14 protein-coding genes and 3 pseudogenes are annotated in these 14,566 nt (G+C 73.8%); 8 read left to right on the forward strand and 9 right to left on the reverse strand.

Annotated features, from left to right (window positions below):
• The first annotated feature begins 42 nt into the window (after positions 1–42).
• From C8E97_RS21705 to C8E97_RS34805, 4 genes are all read left to right on the forward strand, one after another.
• A complete protein-coding gene (locus C8E97_RS21705) occupies positions 43–1,659 on the forward strand; it encodes a GH92 family glycosyl hydrolase (RefSeq protein WP_121007348.1) in 1,617 nt (538 codons plus the stop codon).
• 107 nt (positions 1,660–1,766) lie between these two features.
• Positions 1,767–2,957, forward strand: coding sequence for a cytochrome P450 (locus C8E97_RS21710; RefSeq protein ID WP_121007349.1), 1,191 nt, complete (start codon positions 1,767–1,769; stop codon positions 2,955–2,957).
• Positions 2,954–3,157 carry a hypothetical protein gene (locus C8E97_RS34800; protein WP_170211536.1) on the forward strand — a complete coding sequence of 68 codons (204 nt, stop codon included), beginning with the start codon at positions 2,954–2,956 and terminating at the stop codon, positions 3,155–3,157. The genes C8E97_RS21710 and C8E97_RS34800 overlap by 4 nt, the downstream gene beginning before the upstream one ends.
• 129 nt (positions 3,158–3,286) lie before the next feature.
• Complete coding sequence (locus C8E97_RS34805; protein WP_170211537.1) at positions 3,287–3,631, forward strand: hypothetical protein; 345 nt, start codon at positions 3,287–3,289, stop codon at positions 3,629–3,631.
• A gap of 149 nt (positions 3,632–3,780) precedes the next feature.
• Here the strand turns inward: C8E97_RS34805 and C8E97_RS36575 are convergent, their stop codons facing one another.
• The 3 genes and pseudogenes from C8E97_RS36575 to C8E97_RS21720 form a co-directional block, all read right to left on the reverse strand.
• The gene (locus C8E97_RS36575) at positions 3,781–3,903 is read right to left on the reverse strand and encodes a hypothetical protein (RefSeq protein ID WP_281275501.1); all 123 of its coding nucleotides are present in this window, start codon (positions 3,901–3,903) and stop codon (positions 3,781–3,783) included.
• Positions 3,854–4,147: pseudogene (locus tag C8E97_RS21715) on the reverse strand (beta-ketoacyl synthase N-terminal-like domain-containing protein); the annotation flags it as partial. The gene C8E97_RS36575 and the pseudogene C8E97_RS21715, both read right to left, overlap by 50 nt.
• A gap of 478 nt (positions 4,148–4,625) precedes the next feature.
• Positions 4,626–5,279: a TetR/AcrR family transcriptional regulator gene (locus C8E97_RS21720; RefSeq protein WP_246019065.1), complete on the reverse strand. Its 654-nt coding sequence runs from the start codon at positions 5,277–5,279 to the stop codon at positions 4,626–4,628.
• A 130-nt stretch (positions 5,280–5,409) separates the two neighbouring features.
• Between C8E97_RS21720 and wzt the strand changes: the two are divergent.
• Together wzt and C8E97_RS21730 are read left to right on the forward strand one after the other, a co-directional pair.
• Positions 5,410–6,200: pseudogene (gene wzt / locus C8E97_RS21725) on the forward strand (galactan export ABC transporter ATP-binding subunit Wzt/RfbE).
• A 201-nt stretch (positions 6,201–6,401) separates the two neighbouring features.
• Positions 6,402–6,770 carry an MFS transporter gene (locus C8E97_RS21730; protein ID WP_121007351.1) on the forward strand — a complete coding sequence of 123 codons (369 nt, stop codon included), beginning with the start codon at positions 6,402–6,404 and terminating at the stop codon, positions 6,768–6,770.
• A 48-nt stretch (positions 6,771–6,818) separates the two neighbouring features.
• Here the strand turns inward: C8E97_RS21730 and C8E97_RS21735 are convergent, their stop codons facing one another.
• The 6 genes and pseudogenes from C8E97_RS21735 to C8E97_RS21760 all read right to left on the reverse strand — a co-directional run bounded on the left by C8E97_RS21735 (position 6,819) and on the right by C8E97_RS21760 (position 12,409).
• On the reverse strand, positions 6,819–7,874 hold the full coding sequence (locus C8E97_RS21735; RefSeq protein ID WP_121007352.1) for an ABC transporter ATP-binding protein: 1,056 nt from the start codon (positions 7,872–7,874) through the stop codon (positions 6,819–6,821).
• On the reverse strand, positions 7,874–8,695 hold the full coding sequence (locus C8E97_RS21740) for a carbohydrate ABC transporter permease (RefSeq protein ID WP_121007353.1): 822 nt from the start codon (positions 8,693–8,695) through the stop codon (positions 7,874–7,876). Before C8E97_RS21740 ends, C8E97_RS21735 begins: the two co-directional genes overlap by 1 nt.
• Positions 8,692–9,573: a carbohydrate ABC transporter permease gene (locus tag C8E97_RS21745; protein ID WP_121007354.1), complete on the reverse strand. Its 882-nt coding sequence runs from the start codon at positions 9,571–9,573 to the stop codon at positions 8,692–8,694. Before C8E97_RS21745 ends, C8E97_RS21740 begins: the two co-directional genes overlap by 4 nt.
• Position 9,574: 1 nt before the next feature.
• Positions 9,575–10,966, reverse strand: a complete 1,392-nt coding sequence (locus tag C8E97_RS21750) for an extracellular solute-binding protein (protein ID WP_121007355.1) — start codon at positions 10,964–10,966, stop codon at positions 9,575–9,577.
• A gap of 88 nt (positions 10,967–11,054) precedes the next feature.
• Positions 11,055–11,435 (reverse strand): annotated as a pseudogene (locus C8E97_RS34810) (erythromycin esterase family protein); the annotation flags it as partial.
• The gene (locus C8E97_RS21760; RefSeq protein ID WP_121012076.1) at positions 11,369–12,409 is read right to left on the reverse strand and encodes a LacI family DNA-binding transcriptional regulator; all 1,041 of its coding nucleotides are present in this window, start codon (positions 12,407–12,409) and stop codon (positions 11,369–11,371) included. The gene C8E97_RS21760 and the pseudogene C8E97_RS34810, both read right to left, overlap by 67 nt.
• Positions 12,410–12,612: 203 nt before the next feature.
• Between C8E97_RS21760 and C8E97_RS21765 the strand changes: the two genes are divergently transcribed.
• Both C8E97_RS21765 and C8E97_RS21770 read left to right on the forward strand, forming a co-directional pair.
• A complete protein-coding gene (locus C8E97_RS21765; protein WP_121007357.1) occupies positions 12,613–13,653 on the forward strand; it encodes an asparaginase in 1,041 nt (346 codons plus the stop codon).
• Positions 13,650–14,528, forward strand: a complete 879-nt coding sequence (locus C8E97_RS21770) for a polysaccharide deacetylase family protein (RefSeq protein WP_121007358.1) — start codon at positions 13,650–13,652, stop codon at positions 14,526–14,528. The genes C8E97_RS21765 and C8E97_RS21770 overlap by 4 nt, the downstream gene beginning before the upstream one ends.
• Positions 14,529–14,566: the final 38 nt, after the last annotated feature.

Genomic DNA, 14,566 nt, shown 5'->3' on the forward strand with positions numbered 1-14,566 from the left:
CACACCCTCGCCGCCGACGCGCCGGACTTCGACTTCGACGCGATGCGCGCCAGGGCGTCCGCCGCCTGGGAGCGGAGCCTGGGCAAGGTCTCCGTCGCCGGCGGCCGCTACCTCGGCTACGACGACCGGGTGCACCGGGCCGACGGCCGGACCCGGTACGCGAACTTCTCCGGGTGGGACGTCCACCGCGCGGGGGCCGCGCTGATCTCGGTGGTCGAGCCCGCCGTGGCACGCGACGTGGTGACGAGCCTGGTCGTCGCCGGCGAGCAGTGCGGCGCGATGCCGAAGTGGGGCGTGGCCACCGCCCACGCGTTCGGGGTCCGCGACTTCGACACCCGGTCCGCCCTGGCGCTGATGCTCGACAGCGCGCTGCGGCCCGGCACGAAGTGCAACGAGTACCTGATCAGACCGGGACTGGCCGCACAGCGGTCCCTGGGCTACGTCCCGGTCGGCGACACCGACCCCGTGTCGGTGCCGGTGGCGAGCTTGGACGGCGTCGCGTCCCGCACGCTGGAGCACGCGATCGCGGACGCGGCGATCGCCGGGTACGCCGCCGCGCTCGGCGACACCGCGCACGCCGCCGTGCTGGCGAAGCACGCGCAGGACTGGCAGAACCTGGTCAACCCGACCACCGGGTTCGTCCAGCCGCGCAACGCGGACGGCACCTTCGCGGCGGACTTCGACCCCACGTCCGGCCGGGACTTCAAGGAGGGCAACGCCTACACCTACACCTGGGCGGTGCCGCAGAACCTCGCCGGCCTGGTCGCGGCGCTGGGCGGCAGGTCGGTGGCCGCCGCCCGGCTGGACGCCCACCTCGCCGAGGTCGACGGCGCGGCGGACAGCCCGAACGCGGTGCCGGGCAACGAGCCCGGCCTCGGCGTCACCGCGCTGCACAACTGGGTCGGCCGACCGGCCGAGGCGCAGGCGGCGTCGCGCCGCGCCCTGGCGCTCTACCGCGACTCCCCCGACGGCCTGCCCGGCAACGACGACCTGGGCGCCCTGTCCGCCTGGTACGTGTGGAACGCCATCGGGCTCTACCCGCGGGTCCCCGGCGTCGGCGGGCTCACGGTCACCAGCCCGCTGTTCCGCCACGTCCGGATCGCGCTCGCGAACGGCCGCGCCATCGACATCTCCGCGCCGCACGCGTCCACCGCGACGCCGTACGTCCGATCCGCCCGGCTGGACCACCGACCGCTGCACCGCACCTGGTTGACCTGGGACGAGCTGAAGGGCGGTGCCGCGCTCCGCTTCGACCTCGGCCGGGAGCCCGGCGACTGGGCCGAGGGGCACACCCCGCCGTCGCTGTCGGCCGGTCAGGCGCCGGGCATCGGGTACGTCAGCAGCGGCGCGGTCGGCGTCGGAACCGGTGAGCGGCCCGGCCCCCTCGGCGGCGGCGCGACGTTCGCGGTGGGCGTCCGGAACATCACTGGTTCGGACCTCGACGTCACCGTCACCACCACCGGCCTGCCCGACGGCGTGACGCTCAGCCCGGCCACCGGCGCCCTGCACGTCCCGGCCGGGCAGCACCGGGAGCTGACGCTGCGGGTGGGCACGACCGCCCGAGCGGCGACCGGCACCAGCGTGGTGAGGCCGGTCGTCACCGCCTCGGACGGGACGCGCATTCCCACGGCGAGCGTCAAGGTCACCGTCACGACATGACCGCGAGGGGCCTGCGTCGGATCGGGTATCCCCCTGTCGGTCGGAAGCTCGCCCACGTCGCCTAACAACGGTGACATCGCAGGTCTTTCGGGCTCTACCGTGGAGGCATGGAGCAAGTGCTGTTCGGGGAGGGCTACTGGGACAACGCCGACGAGGTGCACGCGCGGTTGCGAGACCGGCTCGGTTCCCCGTGGGTGGTCAACGTGATGCTTCCGGGCCTGTGCCCGGTGTGGGTGCTGGGAGGCAGCTGGGAGTCCGTGCGCTCCGCTCTCGCCGACCGACGCCTGGCCAAGGACGTGGGGCTGGTCGGGGCCACCATCGTGCGCAAGAGGGCGGAAGCGGGACTGCCGCCCCTGGACGGGCCGCTGCCGGCGATGTTCCGGCAGACCGCGCTCTTCAGCGACGGCGACCTGCACGTCCGACAGCGGAGGCTGCTGGGCGAGAACCTCACCGCCGACCGGGTGCAGCGGATGGTGCCCCGCATCGAGCACATCACCGACGCGCTGCTCGCCGGGCTGGACCTCACCGGGCCCGTCGACCTCGTCCGGGAGTTCGCCTTCCCCCTGCCGCTGACGGTGATCTGCGAGCTGCTGGGCATCCCGGAGGTCGACCGGGACGGATTCCGCGCCATGACCGCCGCCCTGATGCAGGACGACCCGCTGGTCGCCCGACCCGCGTCCCAGGCGATGCAGCGGTTCTTCGCCGACCTCGTCGCCGCCAAGCGCGCACGTCCCGGACCGGACCTCACCTCCTCGCTGCTCGACGCCGGCGACCAGGAGGTCATCGACCACTTGATCCTGCTGTTCGTGGCGGGCCACGAGACCACGACCAACCTGATCGCCAACGCGATCGAGGCGCTGGCGGGCACCGGCGCCTGGGACGACCTCGCGGCCGACCCCGGCCTGATCCCCCGCGCCGTCGACGAGGTCCTGCGCCACACCAGCCCCGTGCGGCACGCGACCCACCGCGTCACCGTCGAGCCGCTCGCCTACGGCGACGTCACCATCCCGGCGGGCGAGCTGGTCATGGTGTCGCTGGCGTCGGCCAACCGCGACCCGGACAAGTTCGACCGACCCGACGAGATGAGGCCGCACCGCGACGCGCGCGGCCACGTGGCCTTCGGCCACGGACCGCACTTCTGCTGGGGAGCCCTGCTCGGACGCCGGGAGGCCGAGGTCGCGCTGCACCGGCTGGTGACGGGCTACCGGGCGGCCCGGCCGCCGGGACCGGTGCGCTGCGCCCGCTCGGCGATCATGAGGGGCCCCGAGCGGCTCCTGGTGACCCTGACGCCCCGGTGACCGGTCCGACGCGGTCGTTCGGCCCGGCCGACGTGAGCGCGTGGCCGTTGTCGATCGCGGTGGAGTCCGGGGAGGGGCCTGCGGCGGAGCGGATCACCGCCGCGCCCGGTTGCGACGCGGCCGTGACCGCCGCCGACCGGCGTGCCCGCGTGCGGTCGCGGGAGCTGCGTCCGCCGCGCGACCGGCTCGGTGTTCGTTAACCGTCTGTAAAAATTCGGCCACAGAGTGTGTTCCAGCGCCCTTGGCATGGCCGTTGCCGTGATCCTTCTCGGTGGGTGGACGACCACCCCGGCCGGGTCTTCGACCGACGAGCGTGTGGAGGTGCGCCCGTGCCACTGGTGATCCCCGGCGAGGCGGAACGCCTGGTCCTCGCCCTGTACCCCGAACTCCGGCACCTGCTGGACCTGCGCGGCGCGGGCTGGCGGTTCCTGCCGCCCGAACGGGGCCGGGCGCAGGTGGACGGGTTCCGCCGATGGGGCGGAGGCTGGACCGACTGCGTGCGCATCCGCAGCGCCGACGACGCGCTCGGCTTGCGCATGGACCGCGACCAGCGGATCACCTGGGAGCTGTCGGGCAGCCTCGCCCAGGTCGTGCCGGAGCTGCTGGTGCTGCCGCACCCGGACCACCGCACCGCGCCCCGCCTGGCCCGGGGCCGGGGGCCGCGGTTGGGGTGACCGGGCCGGTACGGCCGAGCTGTCGTCCGTGTCCGACCTCGCCGACGAGCCGAGGCCGCACGGCGACACGGGCGCTCCGACCCCGGTCCGGCGGCACGGGCGCACACCGCGTGGGTCGCGTTCGCCGGGGCCGGGCGCGCCGGGTGGGCTCAGGGAGCGGCGGCGTACACGTCCTCCACGTACCTCCCCTCCACCATGAGCCGCTGGAGCCAGTTCTCGCCGTGGGTGGATGCACGCCTCGGCGCCGCCGGCGACGACCACGTCCGCCGCACCCGACTTGATCATCCGGAACGGCCGGGCCGGCGCCTCCGCGCCGGAGGCGCAGGCGGACACCGGCGCGTGCACGCCCGCCCTGGCCTCCAGCTCCAGGCCGACGTACGCGGCGGGGCCGTTGGGCATCAGCATCGGGATGGTGAGCGGCGAGACCTTGCGCGCTCCACCCGCCTCCAGCAGGTCGTCCTGGCCCAGCAAGGAGATCGAGCCGCCGTTGCCGGTGCCGACAGCCCCGCCTTGCCGGCCGCCTAGCTGGTCTGCCCGGCGATGCCCATGAGCGCGGCGACGGAGGACACGTAGACGATGCGGCCGTACCGCCGGCGGGTCATCACCTTGAGCGCGTGCTTGGTGATGAGGAAGCCGCCGCCGAGTGCCGCGTGACGGACGTGGTGGGGTAGGCGAACCGCAGGCCGCGCCCGTTCCGGTCGTCCACCAGCAACTTCGGCAGCGCTGCGCGAAGCGGGCCGGCTCGGGGACCACCACTTCGGCGCCTACGTCCTCCCCTGCCTCGGCTACGACCTGAGCCGGCACGGCGAAGCGCGGGACGCGGGTCGGGCACGGCACCGGTTCGAGGCGCTGGCGAAGGGCTTCGCCGAGCACGACGCGGTGGCCGCGCACGAGGCGGGTGACCGCATCCGGCAGTGCCTGTCCGACCACCGGCGCAGCCACGGGGTCGTTTGAGCGCGCGGGAGCGACCCCGTGACCCCTGGGCGGCGGCGGATCAGGTCCCGGCGTGCGGCCGTCCGGGGCGCTCCGGTGCGAGCAGGTAGGCGAGCGCCAGCTCGGTCGTCTCGGCGGCCCAGGTGCTCCAGTCGGCGTCGTCGGGCCAGTACCGGCAGGTGGCGGCGCGGTGCACGCAGGAGCCGATGATGGTCCGGCAGGCCATCCGGACGGCCAGCGCGCGGTCCGGTCGCCGGACCTCCCCGAGGCAGGGCTGGACGGCTTCGACGAAGGCGTGCTGGATCGCGGCCAGCGCCTGGAGCCCGCGGTCGCGGCCCTCGGCGCGCTGACCGTCGAGCAGCTCGGGGAAGATCCGGTTGTGGCGCGTGAAGGTGCGCGCCAGCGCCCTGGTGAACGCGCCGACGATCCCGCTCAGCCCGGGCGCCGGCGCGCGCAGCGCTTCGTGGACACCGGTCTCCAGCAGGCCGAGCAGCTGGTCCTTCACGGCGTGCAGCAGCTGGTCCTTGCCGGAGAACCGGCGGTAGATCGCGCCCACCGACATGCCCGCCTGCTCGGCGACCGCCGCGACGGTGAACTCCTCGATGCCCCGGTGGGCCAGCACGTGCTCCGCGGCGGCCAGGACCTTGTGCAGGGACTCCCGGCTCCGCGCCTGCTGCGGCGGGCGAAAGCCCAGGGCGTCGGATCGTTCACGCACCGATCGCACGTTACCTCCCACCGGTGTGCGCCCGGGCCCGGCCCTCCGACCGGTGGGCGTCGCGACCCGTCAAACGAGAATGATAACTTCCGTTCGCATCTGACAGGGTCGATCAGGAGGACAGTGCGGCATGGCGAACATCGAGGTGCGGGGCGCCTACGTCGATTTCCCGCTCTTCGACGCCAAGAGCCGGTCGCTGAAGAAGCAGGTGCTCGGCAAGGTCGGCGGCAAGATCGGCACCGACGCGAAGGTGCCGGTGATCGAGGCCCTGCGGGACATCACCCTGTCCCTGCGCGAGGGCGATCGGGTCGCCCTGGTCGGGCACAACGGCGCCGGCAAGTCCACCCTGCTGCGCCTGCTGTCCGGCATCTACGAGCCGACCAGGGGCAGCGCGCGGATCGTCGGCAAGGTCTCGCCCGTGTTCGACCTCGGCGTGGGACTGGACCCCGAGGTCTCGGGCTACGAGAACGTCATGATCCGGGGCCTGTTCCTCGGCATGACCCGCAAGGAGATGCGGAAGCGGGTCGACGACATCGCGGAGTTCACCGAGCTCGGCGACTACCTCGACCTGCCCCTGCGGACCTACTCCGCCGGCATGCGGGTGAGGCTCGCGATCGGCGTGGTGACCACCATCGACCCCGAGATCCTCATCCTGGACGAGGGCTCGGCGCGGTCGACGCGACGTTCATCGCCAAGGCGCGCCGTCGGCTGGTCGACCTCGCCCGGCGCTCCGGGCTGCTGGTGTTCGCCTCGCACGTCGACGACCTGCTGCGGGAGCTGTGCACCACCGCCATCTGGATGGACGAGGGCCGGATGCTCATGCACGGCCCGCTGGAGGAGGTCCTCGCGGCTTACAAGGGCGAGTCCTCGCCCGGCGGCACCAGGGCGACCGCCGACGCGGCGGTCTGGGGCACCGCCTGAGCACACCCGCACCCAGTGCAACTGCCGGGGCCATGCGGTTGAAACCGCGGGCCGCCCGAGCCACCCGGACGGCGCCTCGCGGTGCTCGTCGAGGCCCGCGACGAGTCCCGGCGCGGCGATCGCGCGGATGACCCGGTGGCGCCTTCCGCCGTGCCCACGACCACGCGATCCCCCGACAGACGACCCGGCAGGGGAAGACCCATGACCCACCCCTCGGTGACGACGCGTGCCCGGGGAGGTGCGGGACGCGGCACGGCGGGTCCGAGGACGACCGCGCCCTGGCTGACGCTCGCCGTGCTGTCGCTGACCACGACCTCGGTGGCGATCCAGCAGACGCTGGTGCTACCCCTGCTCGCCCAGCTTCAGGCGGCCTTCCACACCTCGCCGGCGTCGGCGACCTGGGCGTTCACCGCCACCCTGCTGCCCGGCGCGGTGTCGACGCCGCCGGCGGGGCGCTTCGGCGACCTGCACGGCGAGCGGCGGGTCCCGGTGGTGTGCCTGGTCGTGCTGGTGATCGGGTGCGCCGTCGCGGCGTCGGCCGGTTCGATGGGTACGTCCTGTACTTCCTGATCGCCGGGGCGGGTTGCGTGGTGGCCGCGGCGCGCTCCGCGCGGGCGGTCAACCACCGAGCAGCCGGCCGTCGTCCGCGTCGTAGAACAGCAGCCTGCCGGGTGCGGCGTCGACGGTGAGGGCGGTGCCGAGCGCCGGTTCCTCCTGCTCCGGCACGGTGAGGCTGATCGGCGTGCCGTCCGGGCAGTCGAGGGTCACCAGGGACGACACGCCCAGGTTCTCCACCGCGACCACCCGGCCGGTGATGCCCTCGTCGGCGGGCGCCAGGTACTCGGGTCGCACGCCCACCACGACGCGCGTGCCGTCGGCCAGGTCCGGCGGGCCCGGCAGCGCCGCCCCCGCGCACTCGACGCGACCGCCGCGCACCTCGGCCTCGACCAGGTTCATCGGGGTGGAGCCGATGAAGTTCGCGACGAAGGTGTCGGCGGGCCGCTGGAACACCTCGCGCGGTGTGCCCGACTGGCGGATCCGGCCCGCCTCCATCACCGCGATCCGGTCGGCCAGCGCCAACGCCTCGGCTTGGTCGTGCGTCACGAAGACGGTCGTGAGCGCCAGGTCGTGTTGCAGCCGCTTGAGGAACGCCCTGGCCTCCAGCCGCAACCGTGCGTCCAAATTGGATAGCGGCTCGTCCAGCAGCAGCACGTCGGCGCTCGCGGCGACGGCCCGGCCCAGCGCCGCGCGCTGCTGCTGACCGCCGGACAGCTGTCCGGGCCTGCGGTCGAGCAGGGCGGACAGGCCCAGGCCCGCGGCCACCTCGGCCGCCGCCTCCCGCTGCCGCGCCTTGGAGGCCCGGCGCACCCGCAGCGGGTAGGCGATGTTCTCCGCCACCGTCATGTGCGGGAACAGCGCGTAGTCCTGGAACACCATCGCCACCCCGCGCCGGCCGGGCGGCAGCCGCGTCACGTCGCGCGCCCCGATCGTGATGACGCCCGCCGACGGCTGCTCCAGGCCCGCGATCGTGCGCAGCAGCGTGGTCTTGCCGCAGCCGGACGGGCCGAGCAACGCGAACAGCTCGCCGTCCGCCACGCGCAGGTCCAACCCATCCACCGCGCGCACCCCGTTCGGGTACGCGGTGGACACCCCGGTGATGTCGATGCCCGCCATCAGCTCTTGATGCCCCCGTGGAATCGGAACCCGTAACGCCGGTCGACCACCAGGTACAGCAGCACCACCGGGATCGAGTACAGCAGCGAGAACACCGGGATCACGGTCAGGTTGGCGCTGCCGCCCTCGTCCTGCAACGTCCGCATCAGCACCGCCGCCGGCTGCTTGCCGACGTCGCGCAGGAGCAGGAACGGCAGGAGGAAGTTGCCCCAGGCGTTGACGAACGACCACACCAGGACCACCGCGAGACCCGGCCTGGCGACCGGCAGCACCACGTGCCCGAGCACCTGCCCCGGCGAGGCGCCGAACACCCGCGCGGACTCCTCGTACGAGCGCGGCACCGAGTCCATGAAGTCCTTCAGCACGAAGATGGCCGCGGGCAGCATGCCGCCCGCGATCACCAGCGCCGTGCCGAAGCGCGAGTCGACGAGCCCGAGCTGGAGCATCAGCACGAACAGCGGCACCATCGCCGCGGTGCCGGTCACGACGCTGGACAGCAGCAGCAGCACGTACAGGAGGACGTCCCGGCCGGGGATGCGCACGCGGGACAGCGCGTAGGCGGCCAAGGCGGCGAACGCCGTCGTCACCGCGGTCGCGACCACGCACAGCACCAGCGAGTTGACCAGCGACCGCACCGCGTACGGGTGGCGGAACGTGGCGACCACGTTCGCCGAGGTCCACTCGGGCCAGCGGACGCCGAAACCCGGCCGCGCGTCGAACGGCGCGCCGGCCAACCACAGCATCGGCACCGCGAAGAACGCCAGCACCACCGCGATCAGCACGTAGCGGCCGATCCGGCGCACCACCCACGCCGGTGTCACGCGCGCCTGCGCAGCAGCCGCAGGTACACCAGCGCCACCACCAGGTTGCCGACCAGCAGCAGCGTCGACATCGCCGACGCGTACCCGAGCCGGCCGCTGTCCAACGCCTGCCGGTAGATCAGCACGGGCAGCACCTCGGACTCGTGGTTCGGGCCGCCGGCGGTGAGCAGGAACGGCGTGAAGTCGTTGGCCGTCCACAGGCTGATCAGCAGCGTGTTGGTCAGCACGTGCCCGCGGATGTGCGGGAACACCACGTCGCGCACCGTCCGCCAACCGCCCGCGCCTGCCAGCCTGGCGGTCTCCAGTTGCGACGGCGGCACGGCGGCCAGCGCGGAGGTGTACAGCAGCATGGAGAACGCCGTGCCGCGCCAGGTGTTGAACACGACCAGGCTCGCCATCGGGTACTCGACCAGCCACGCCGTCCCCGGCCGGCCGAGGAGCAGGTCGAGCGTGCCGCCGTCCCGGCTCAGTACGGCGAACCACAGGTAGGCGACGACCGGGCCGGGCAGCACCCACGCCAGCAGCACGACACCCTCGACGGCGCGGCGGAGCACCGGCCGCACCCCGCGCAGGAGCCAGGCGAGCGCGAAGCCGAGCGCGTTCTGCCCGACGACCGCGGAGCCGAGCACGAACAACGCGGTGAGCCGGAGCGAGTTGGCGAACAGCGCGTCGTCCAGGGCAGTGGCGAAGTTGTCCAGGCCGACCACCCTCGGTTCGGCCGCGGCCGGTCCGGTCAGCTGGTAGTCGGTGATCCCGATGTAGAGCGCCCACAGCGCCGGGAACGCCAGGAACAGGCCGATCAGCAGCAGCGCGGGCGCGACGAGCCCGATCGCCCGCGGCGTGCCGAGCCCCGCCGGGTCGCGGTCGCCGGCGGACACGTCAGCCGCCCGCGACGGCGTCCGCGCCGACCGCCGCGACCAGCGCGTCGTGGTAGGACCGGGCGGCGTCGTCCGGGCTGCGGCCGGCCACCACGTCGGCGGTCGCCTGCCGCAGCGCGGCCGACACCTTCGGGTAATCCGCCAGACCGGGCCGGTACCGGGTGATCGGCAGCACCCGGTCGGCGATGAAGCCCAGCATCGGGTCGCCCGCCAGCACCTCGTCGTTCACGTCCGCGCGCTGGGTGACCTGCGCGGCGCCCGCCAGCGCCGACTTGACCGCCTCGGCCGAGTTCAGGAACTTCATCAGCTCCCACGCCTGCCTCGGGTACCGCGTGTTCGGGTTGATCACCCGCACGCCGCCGCCGGACGTGCTGACGAAGTCCTGGCCGCCGACCCCGGCCCCCGGCGCGCGTGCGGGGATCAGCGCCCACCCGACGGCCGTGTCCCGGTCCGCCATCCTGGCGACGCCGGCGCGCGGCTCGACCACGGAGCGCCAGAAGTAGTCGCTCTCCAGCAGGATGCCGATCCGGTGCTCGGCGAACAGCGCGAACGACCGGTCGCGCCCCTTCGCCTCCTGCTGGAGGACGGGGTCGCCGAGCCCGTCCCGGTAGACGCGCCGGTAGAGCGAGAGGACGTCCCTGACGCCCGGCGTCGCGCCCTGCCACTTGCCGTTCTCGTGCACGGCCGTCCCGGTGCCCAGCAGCGCGGGCAGCACGCCCTGCATCGTGGTGGCCTCGCCCATCGCGGTGCCCGCGTTGAGCTGGAGCGGCCAGACGCCCGGCAGCGCCTTGAGCTTCGCGGCGGTGTCGAGGACGTCGTCCCAGCCGCGCGGCTGCCAGTCGATGGGCAGTCCCGCCCGCGCGAACAACTCCTTGTTGTAGAACAGCACCCGGCCATCGGTGCCCATCGGCACGCCGTAGCGCCTGCCGCCGAACTCGCCGAGGTCCTGCACGGCGTCCGGGATCTGCCGCCAGCCGTCCCACGCGTCGACCTCGCCCGCGCCGACGATGTCGTCCAGCGGCTCGACCTGCCCGGCCTGGGCGAACTCGCCGAGCCAGATGCCGTCCAGCTCGACGACGTCACCACCGCCGCCGGTCTTGAAGTCCAGCGCGACCTTCGTCTTGAAGTCCTCGTCGCCCGCGCCGTTCTGCTCGAAGCGGACCGTGGCGCGGACGCCCTTGGCCCGCTGCGCCTCGGTGAACCTCGGGATGACCCAGTTCGCGATCCAGTCCGCGCCGCGCGCGTTCTTCCCGCCCGCCACGGCGTTGGCCGTGATCGTCAGCGTGACGTCGGTGGCGTCGGCGTTGCGCGTCGGGTCCGCGTCCCGGACCTGGCCGAGGCACCCCGCGAGCAGGCCGGCCACCGACAGCAGGACGACCGTTGTCCGCCGCATCGCGCTCCCCCCGCCAGAGTGCACGCCACCTCGCCGCCTCCCAACATGGCACCGCGGTCGCCCGGACGCAGCACCACGGGTCCCGGCATCACCCGTTTGACGGCCGGACGTCGTGGCTCGCGGACGTGATCGCGTCGAGCGTGCCCGGCCGGGGCGGCTCCAGGTCGGCGAACAGCTCGCCCGCGTAGAAGTCCGCGCTGGTGCTGAGGGTTCGGCCGGTGCCCGTGGTGGTGCCGATCGCGACGTGGTCGGAGCCGAGGCGGTCGGTCGGGAGCAGGCCCATCGGCGTCATCGAGGCCGTTCCGGGCCGGCGCTGGACATGGCCGTCGTGCGCGGCGAGCACGATCCGGTCCTCCCTGCGCAGCACCCGTTCGACGGTGTCGGCGATCGCCGCCTCGCGGATCAGCGGGTGGCGGTGTCCGCGGGTGCGGTGTCCGCGAACCGCGGACCCAGCGTGGACCGGCGAGCGGACAGGGTGGGCGGCAGCAGCAGCGACTCGCCGCCCGGTCTGCCCTCGACCAGTGCGATCAGCATCTGCGCAGCGCGCGTGCCCATCTCGCGCATCGGTGAGCGCACCGAGGTCAGCGCGACCGGCAGTTCCGCGGCCGGCGGCACGTCGTTGTAGCCGACGACCGCGACGTCCTCGCCGACCCGGAGCCCGGCGTCGCGCACCGCGCCCATCGCGCCGATCGCGGCGAAGTCGTTGACCGCGAACAACGCCGTCGGCCGGGGCGAGAGGCGCAGCAGGGACTCCGCCGCCGCCCGCCCGCCCGCCACGTCGAACCGGGAGGGCAGCACCGCTTCCGCCGGGACCCCGACACCGGCGGCGGCGCAGGCGTCGAGGAAACCCCGCGTGCGCTCGACGCCGGTGGAGGCGTACGGCTCGCCGGCGATCACACCCAGCCGGGTGTGCCCCAGGCCGAGCAGGTGCTCGGCGGCCAGCCGGCCGCCGAGCAGGTCGTCGCAGGTCACCGAGAGCACGCCGGGCAGCCTGCGCGAGGTGAGCACGAGCTTCGTGCCCCGCTCCACCAGCTCGTCGACCAGGGTGGCGTCGGTGCGGGCGTCACCCAGGATCAACCCGGCCACCCGCGCGCCGAGCAGGGTGGCCACCCGGCTCCGCTGCGTCTCGGGCCGGTCCTGGCTGTTGGCCACCACCGCGTGGTACCCGGCCTCCGCCGCGCCGTGCTCGATGCCCTCGTAGATGGTGGCGAGCACGATGTCGGTCAGCGACGGCACCACGACGCCGAGCATCCGGGAGCGCCCGGTGCGCAGGCTGGCCGCGACGGGGTGGGGCAGGTAGCCGAGCCGGGTGGCCACCTCGCGGATCCGCTCGGCCGTCGCGCTGCCGACGCCCTCGCCGCCGCGGAGCGCGCGGGAGACGGTCGTGGGGTGGACCCCGGCCGCCGCCGCGACGTCGGCCAGCTTCACGGGCTCGGCTCCCACGGCACTGCCCGGTTCGCCCCAGTCGCCACTCACCGTGTCAAGCCCTTCGCTCGTTGTCGGTAATCCTGGCGGCTCCTGCGGCCAGTTGCCCACCAGGCTGCCAGAGTCACCGGTAGGTGACGTTCGGGATCAGCCCTTGACCTCGGACGAGCTAGCTCACATGATGCTACGAAATCGATTGCGCAATCGTTAGCGGAGGACTTGTGGCGCATCTCGTCCTGTTGGGCACCGGCGGAACCATCGCCACCCGGGCGACCGGCGGCGGTCGCGCCGTCCAGGTGGGTGCGGCGGAACTGCTGCGGGCCGCCGACGCGGTCTGGCCCCGGCCGGGGGTGCGCGTCGAGCCGCGCGACGTGGCCGGGAGGGCCAGCTTCGCGGCCCGGCTCACCGACGTGCTCGACCTGGCCGCCCGCATCGCCTCCGCCGCCGGGACGGCCGACGGGGTGGTGGTCGCCCACGGCACCGACACCCTGGAGGAAAGCGCCTTCCTGGTGTCGTTGGCGCACTCCTCGCCGACGCCGGTGGTGTTCACCGGCGCGCAGCGGCCGTTCGACGACCCCGCCCCGGACGGTCCGCGCAACCTCGCCGCCGCCCTGCGCTGGGCGGCGTCACCGCGGTCGCGCGGCACCGGGGTGACCCTGGCCTTCGCCGACCAGGTCCTGCCCGTGGTCGGCGCGCGCAAGACCCACACCCTCGCCCTGCGCGCGTTCGCCGCTCCCGGCCGCGGCCCGGTGGGGCACGTGGACGAGGCCGGTGTCCGCGCCCTCGCCACCGTGCGGCCCGCCCCGCTGCTGCCACCGGGCGTGCGCGACCTGCCCCGCGTGGAGGTCGTCGCCCAGTACCTCGGCTCGGACGCCGCGGCCTTCGCCGACGCCCGGTCCAGGGGCGTGCGCGGGGTGGTCGTCGCCGGGTTCGGCTCCGGCAACACCACGCCGGACGCGACCAGCGCCTGCCTGGACCTGCTCGCCGCCGGCATCCCGGTGGTGATCACCAGCCGGGTGGGCGAGGGACCCGTGGTCGGCCTCTACGCCGGGGGCGGCGCCGACCTCGCCGCCGCGGGCGCCGTCTTCGCCGGCGACCTCTCGCCGTGGCAGGCCCGGCTGCTGCTGGCCGCCGTGCTCGCCGGCACCGAGCCCGGCGACCTCGACGCGGTCCGCGACCGCTGCCTCGCTTGGCTCCGCGAGACCGGGGCCGTCTCGTGCCCGGACCCCACCTCACCACCCAGGAAGGACCCAACACGATGACCAAGGAAATTCTGGTGGCCTACGGCGTCGACGTGGACGCGGTCGGCGGCTGGCTCGGCTCCTACGGCGGCGAGGACTCGCCGTGCGACATCTCGCGCGGCCTCTTCGCCGGCGAGGTCGGCGTGCCGCGCATGCTGGAACTGTTCCGCCGCAAGGGCATCCCGAGCACCTGGTTCTGGCCCGGCCACTCGATCGAGACCTTCCCCGAGCAGTTCGACGCCTGCGTCGGCGCGGGGCACGAGATCGGCGTCCACGGCTACAGCCACGAGAACCCCATCGCGATGAGCCGGGACCAGGAGTCCGCGATCCTGGACCACTGCATCGACCTGATCCGGACCCGGACCGGCCGCCGCCCCACCGGTTACGTCGCGCCGTGGTGGGAGTTCTCCCCCGTCACCAACGAACTGCTGCTGGAGCGCGGGATCAAGTACGACCACTCCCTGATGCACCGCGACTTCGAGCCGTACTACGTGCGCGTCGGCGACACCTGGACGAAGATCGACTACGACCGCCCCGCGCAGACGTGGATGAAGCCGCTGGAGCGGGGCGAGGAGACCGACCTCATCGAGATCCCCGCCTCCTGGTACCTCGACGACCTGCCGCCGATGATGTTCGTCAAGGCCAGCCCGAACAGCCACGGCTTCGTCAGCCCGCGCGAGCTGGAGCAGATGTGGCGGGACCAGTTCGACTGGGTCTACCGGGAGTCCGAGTACGCCGTGTTCACCATGACGGTGCACCCCGACGTCTCCGGCCGGCCGCAGAACCTGCTGATGCACGAGCGCCTGATCGACTACATCTCCGGCCACGAGGGCGTCCGCTGGGTCCAGTTCGACCAGATCGCCGACGACTTCGCCGCCCGGCGGCCGCGTCGTTGACGCGGCCTACCCCGGCCCGATCCCCTGCCCGGTCCCCG

It is taken from the genome of Saccharothrix australiensis (assembly GCF_003634935.1).
Classification (GTDB): domain Bacteria; phylum Actinomycetota; class Actinomycetes; order Mycobacteriales; family Pseudonocardiaceae; genus Actinosynnema; species Actinosynnema australiense.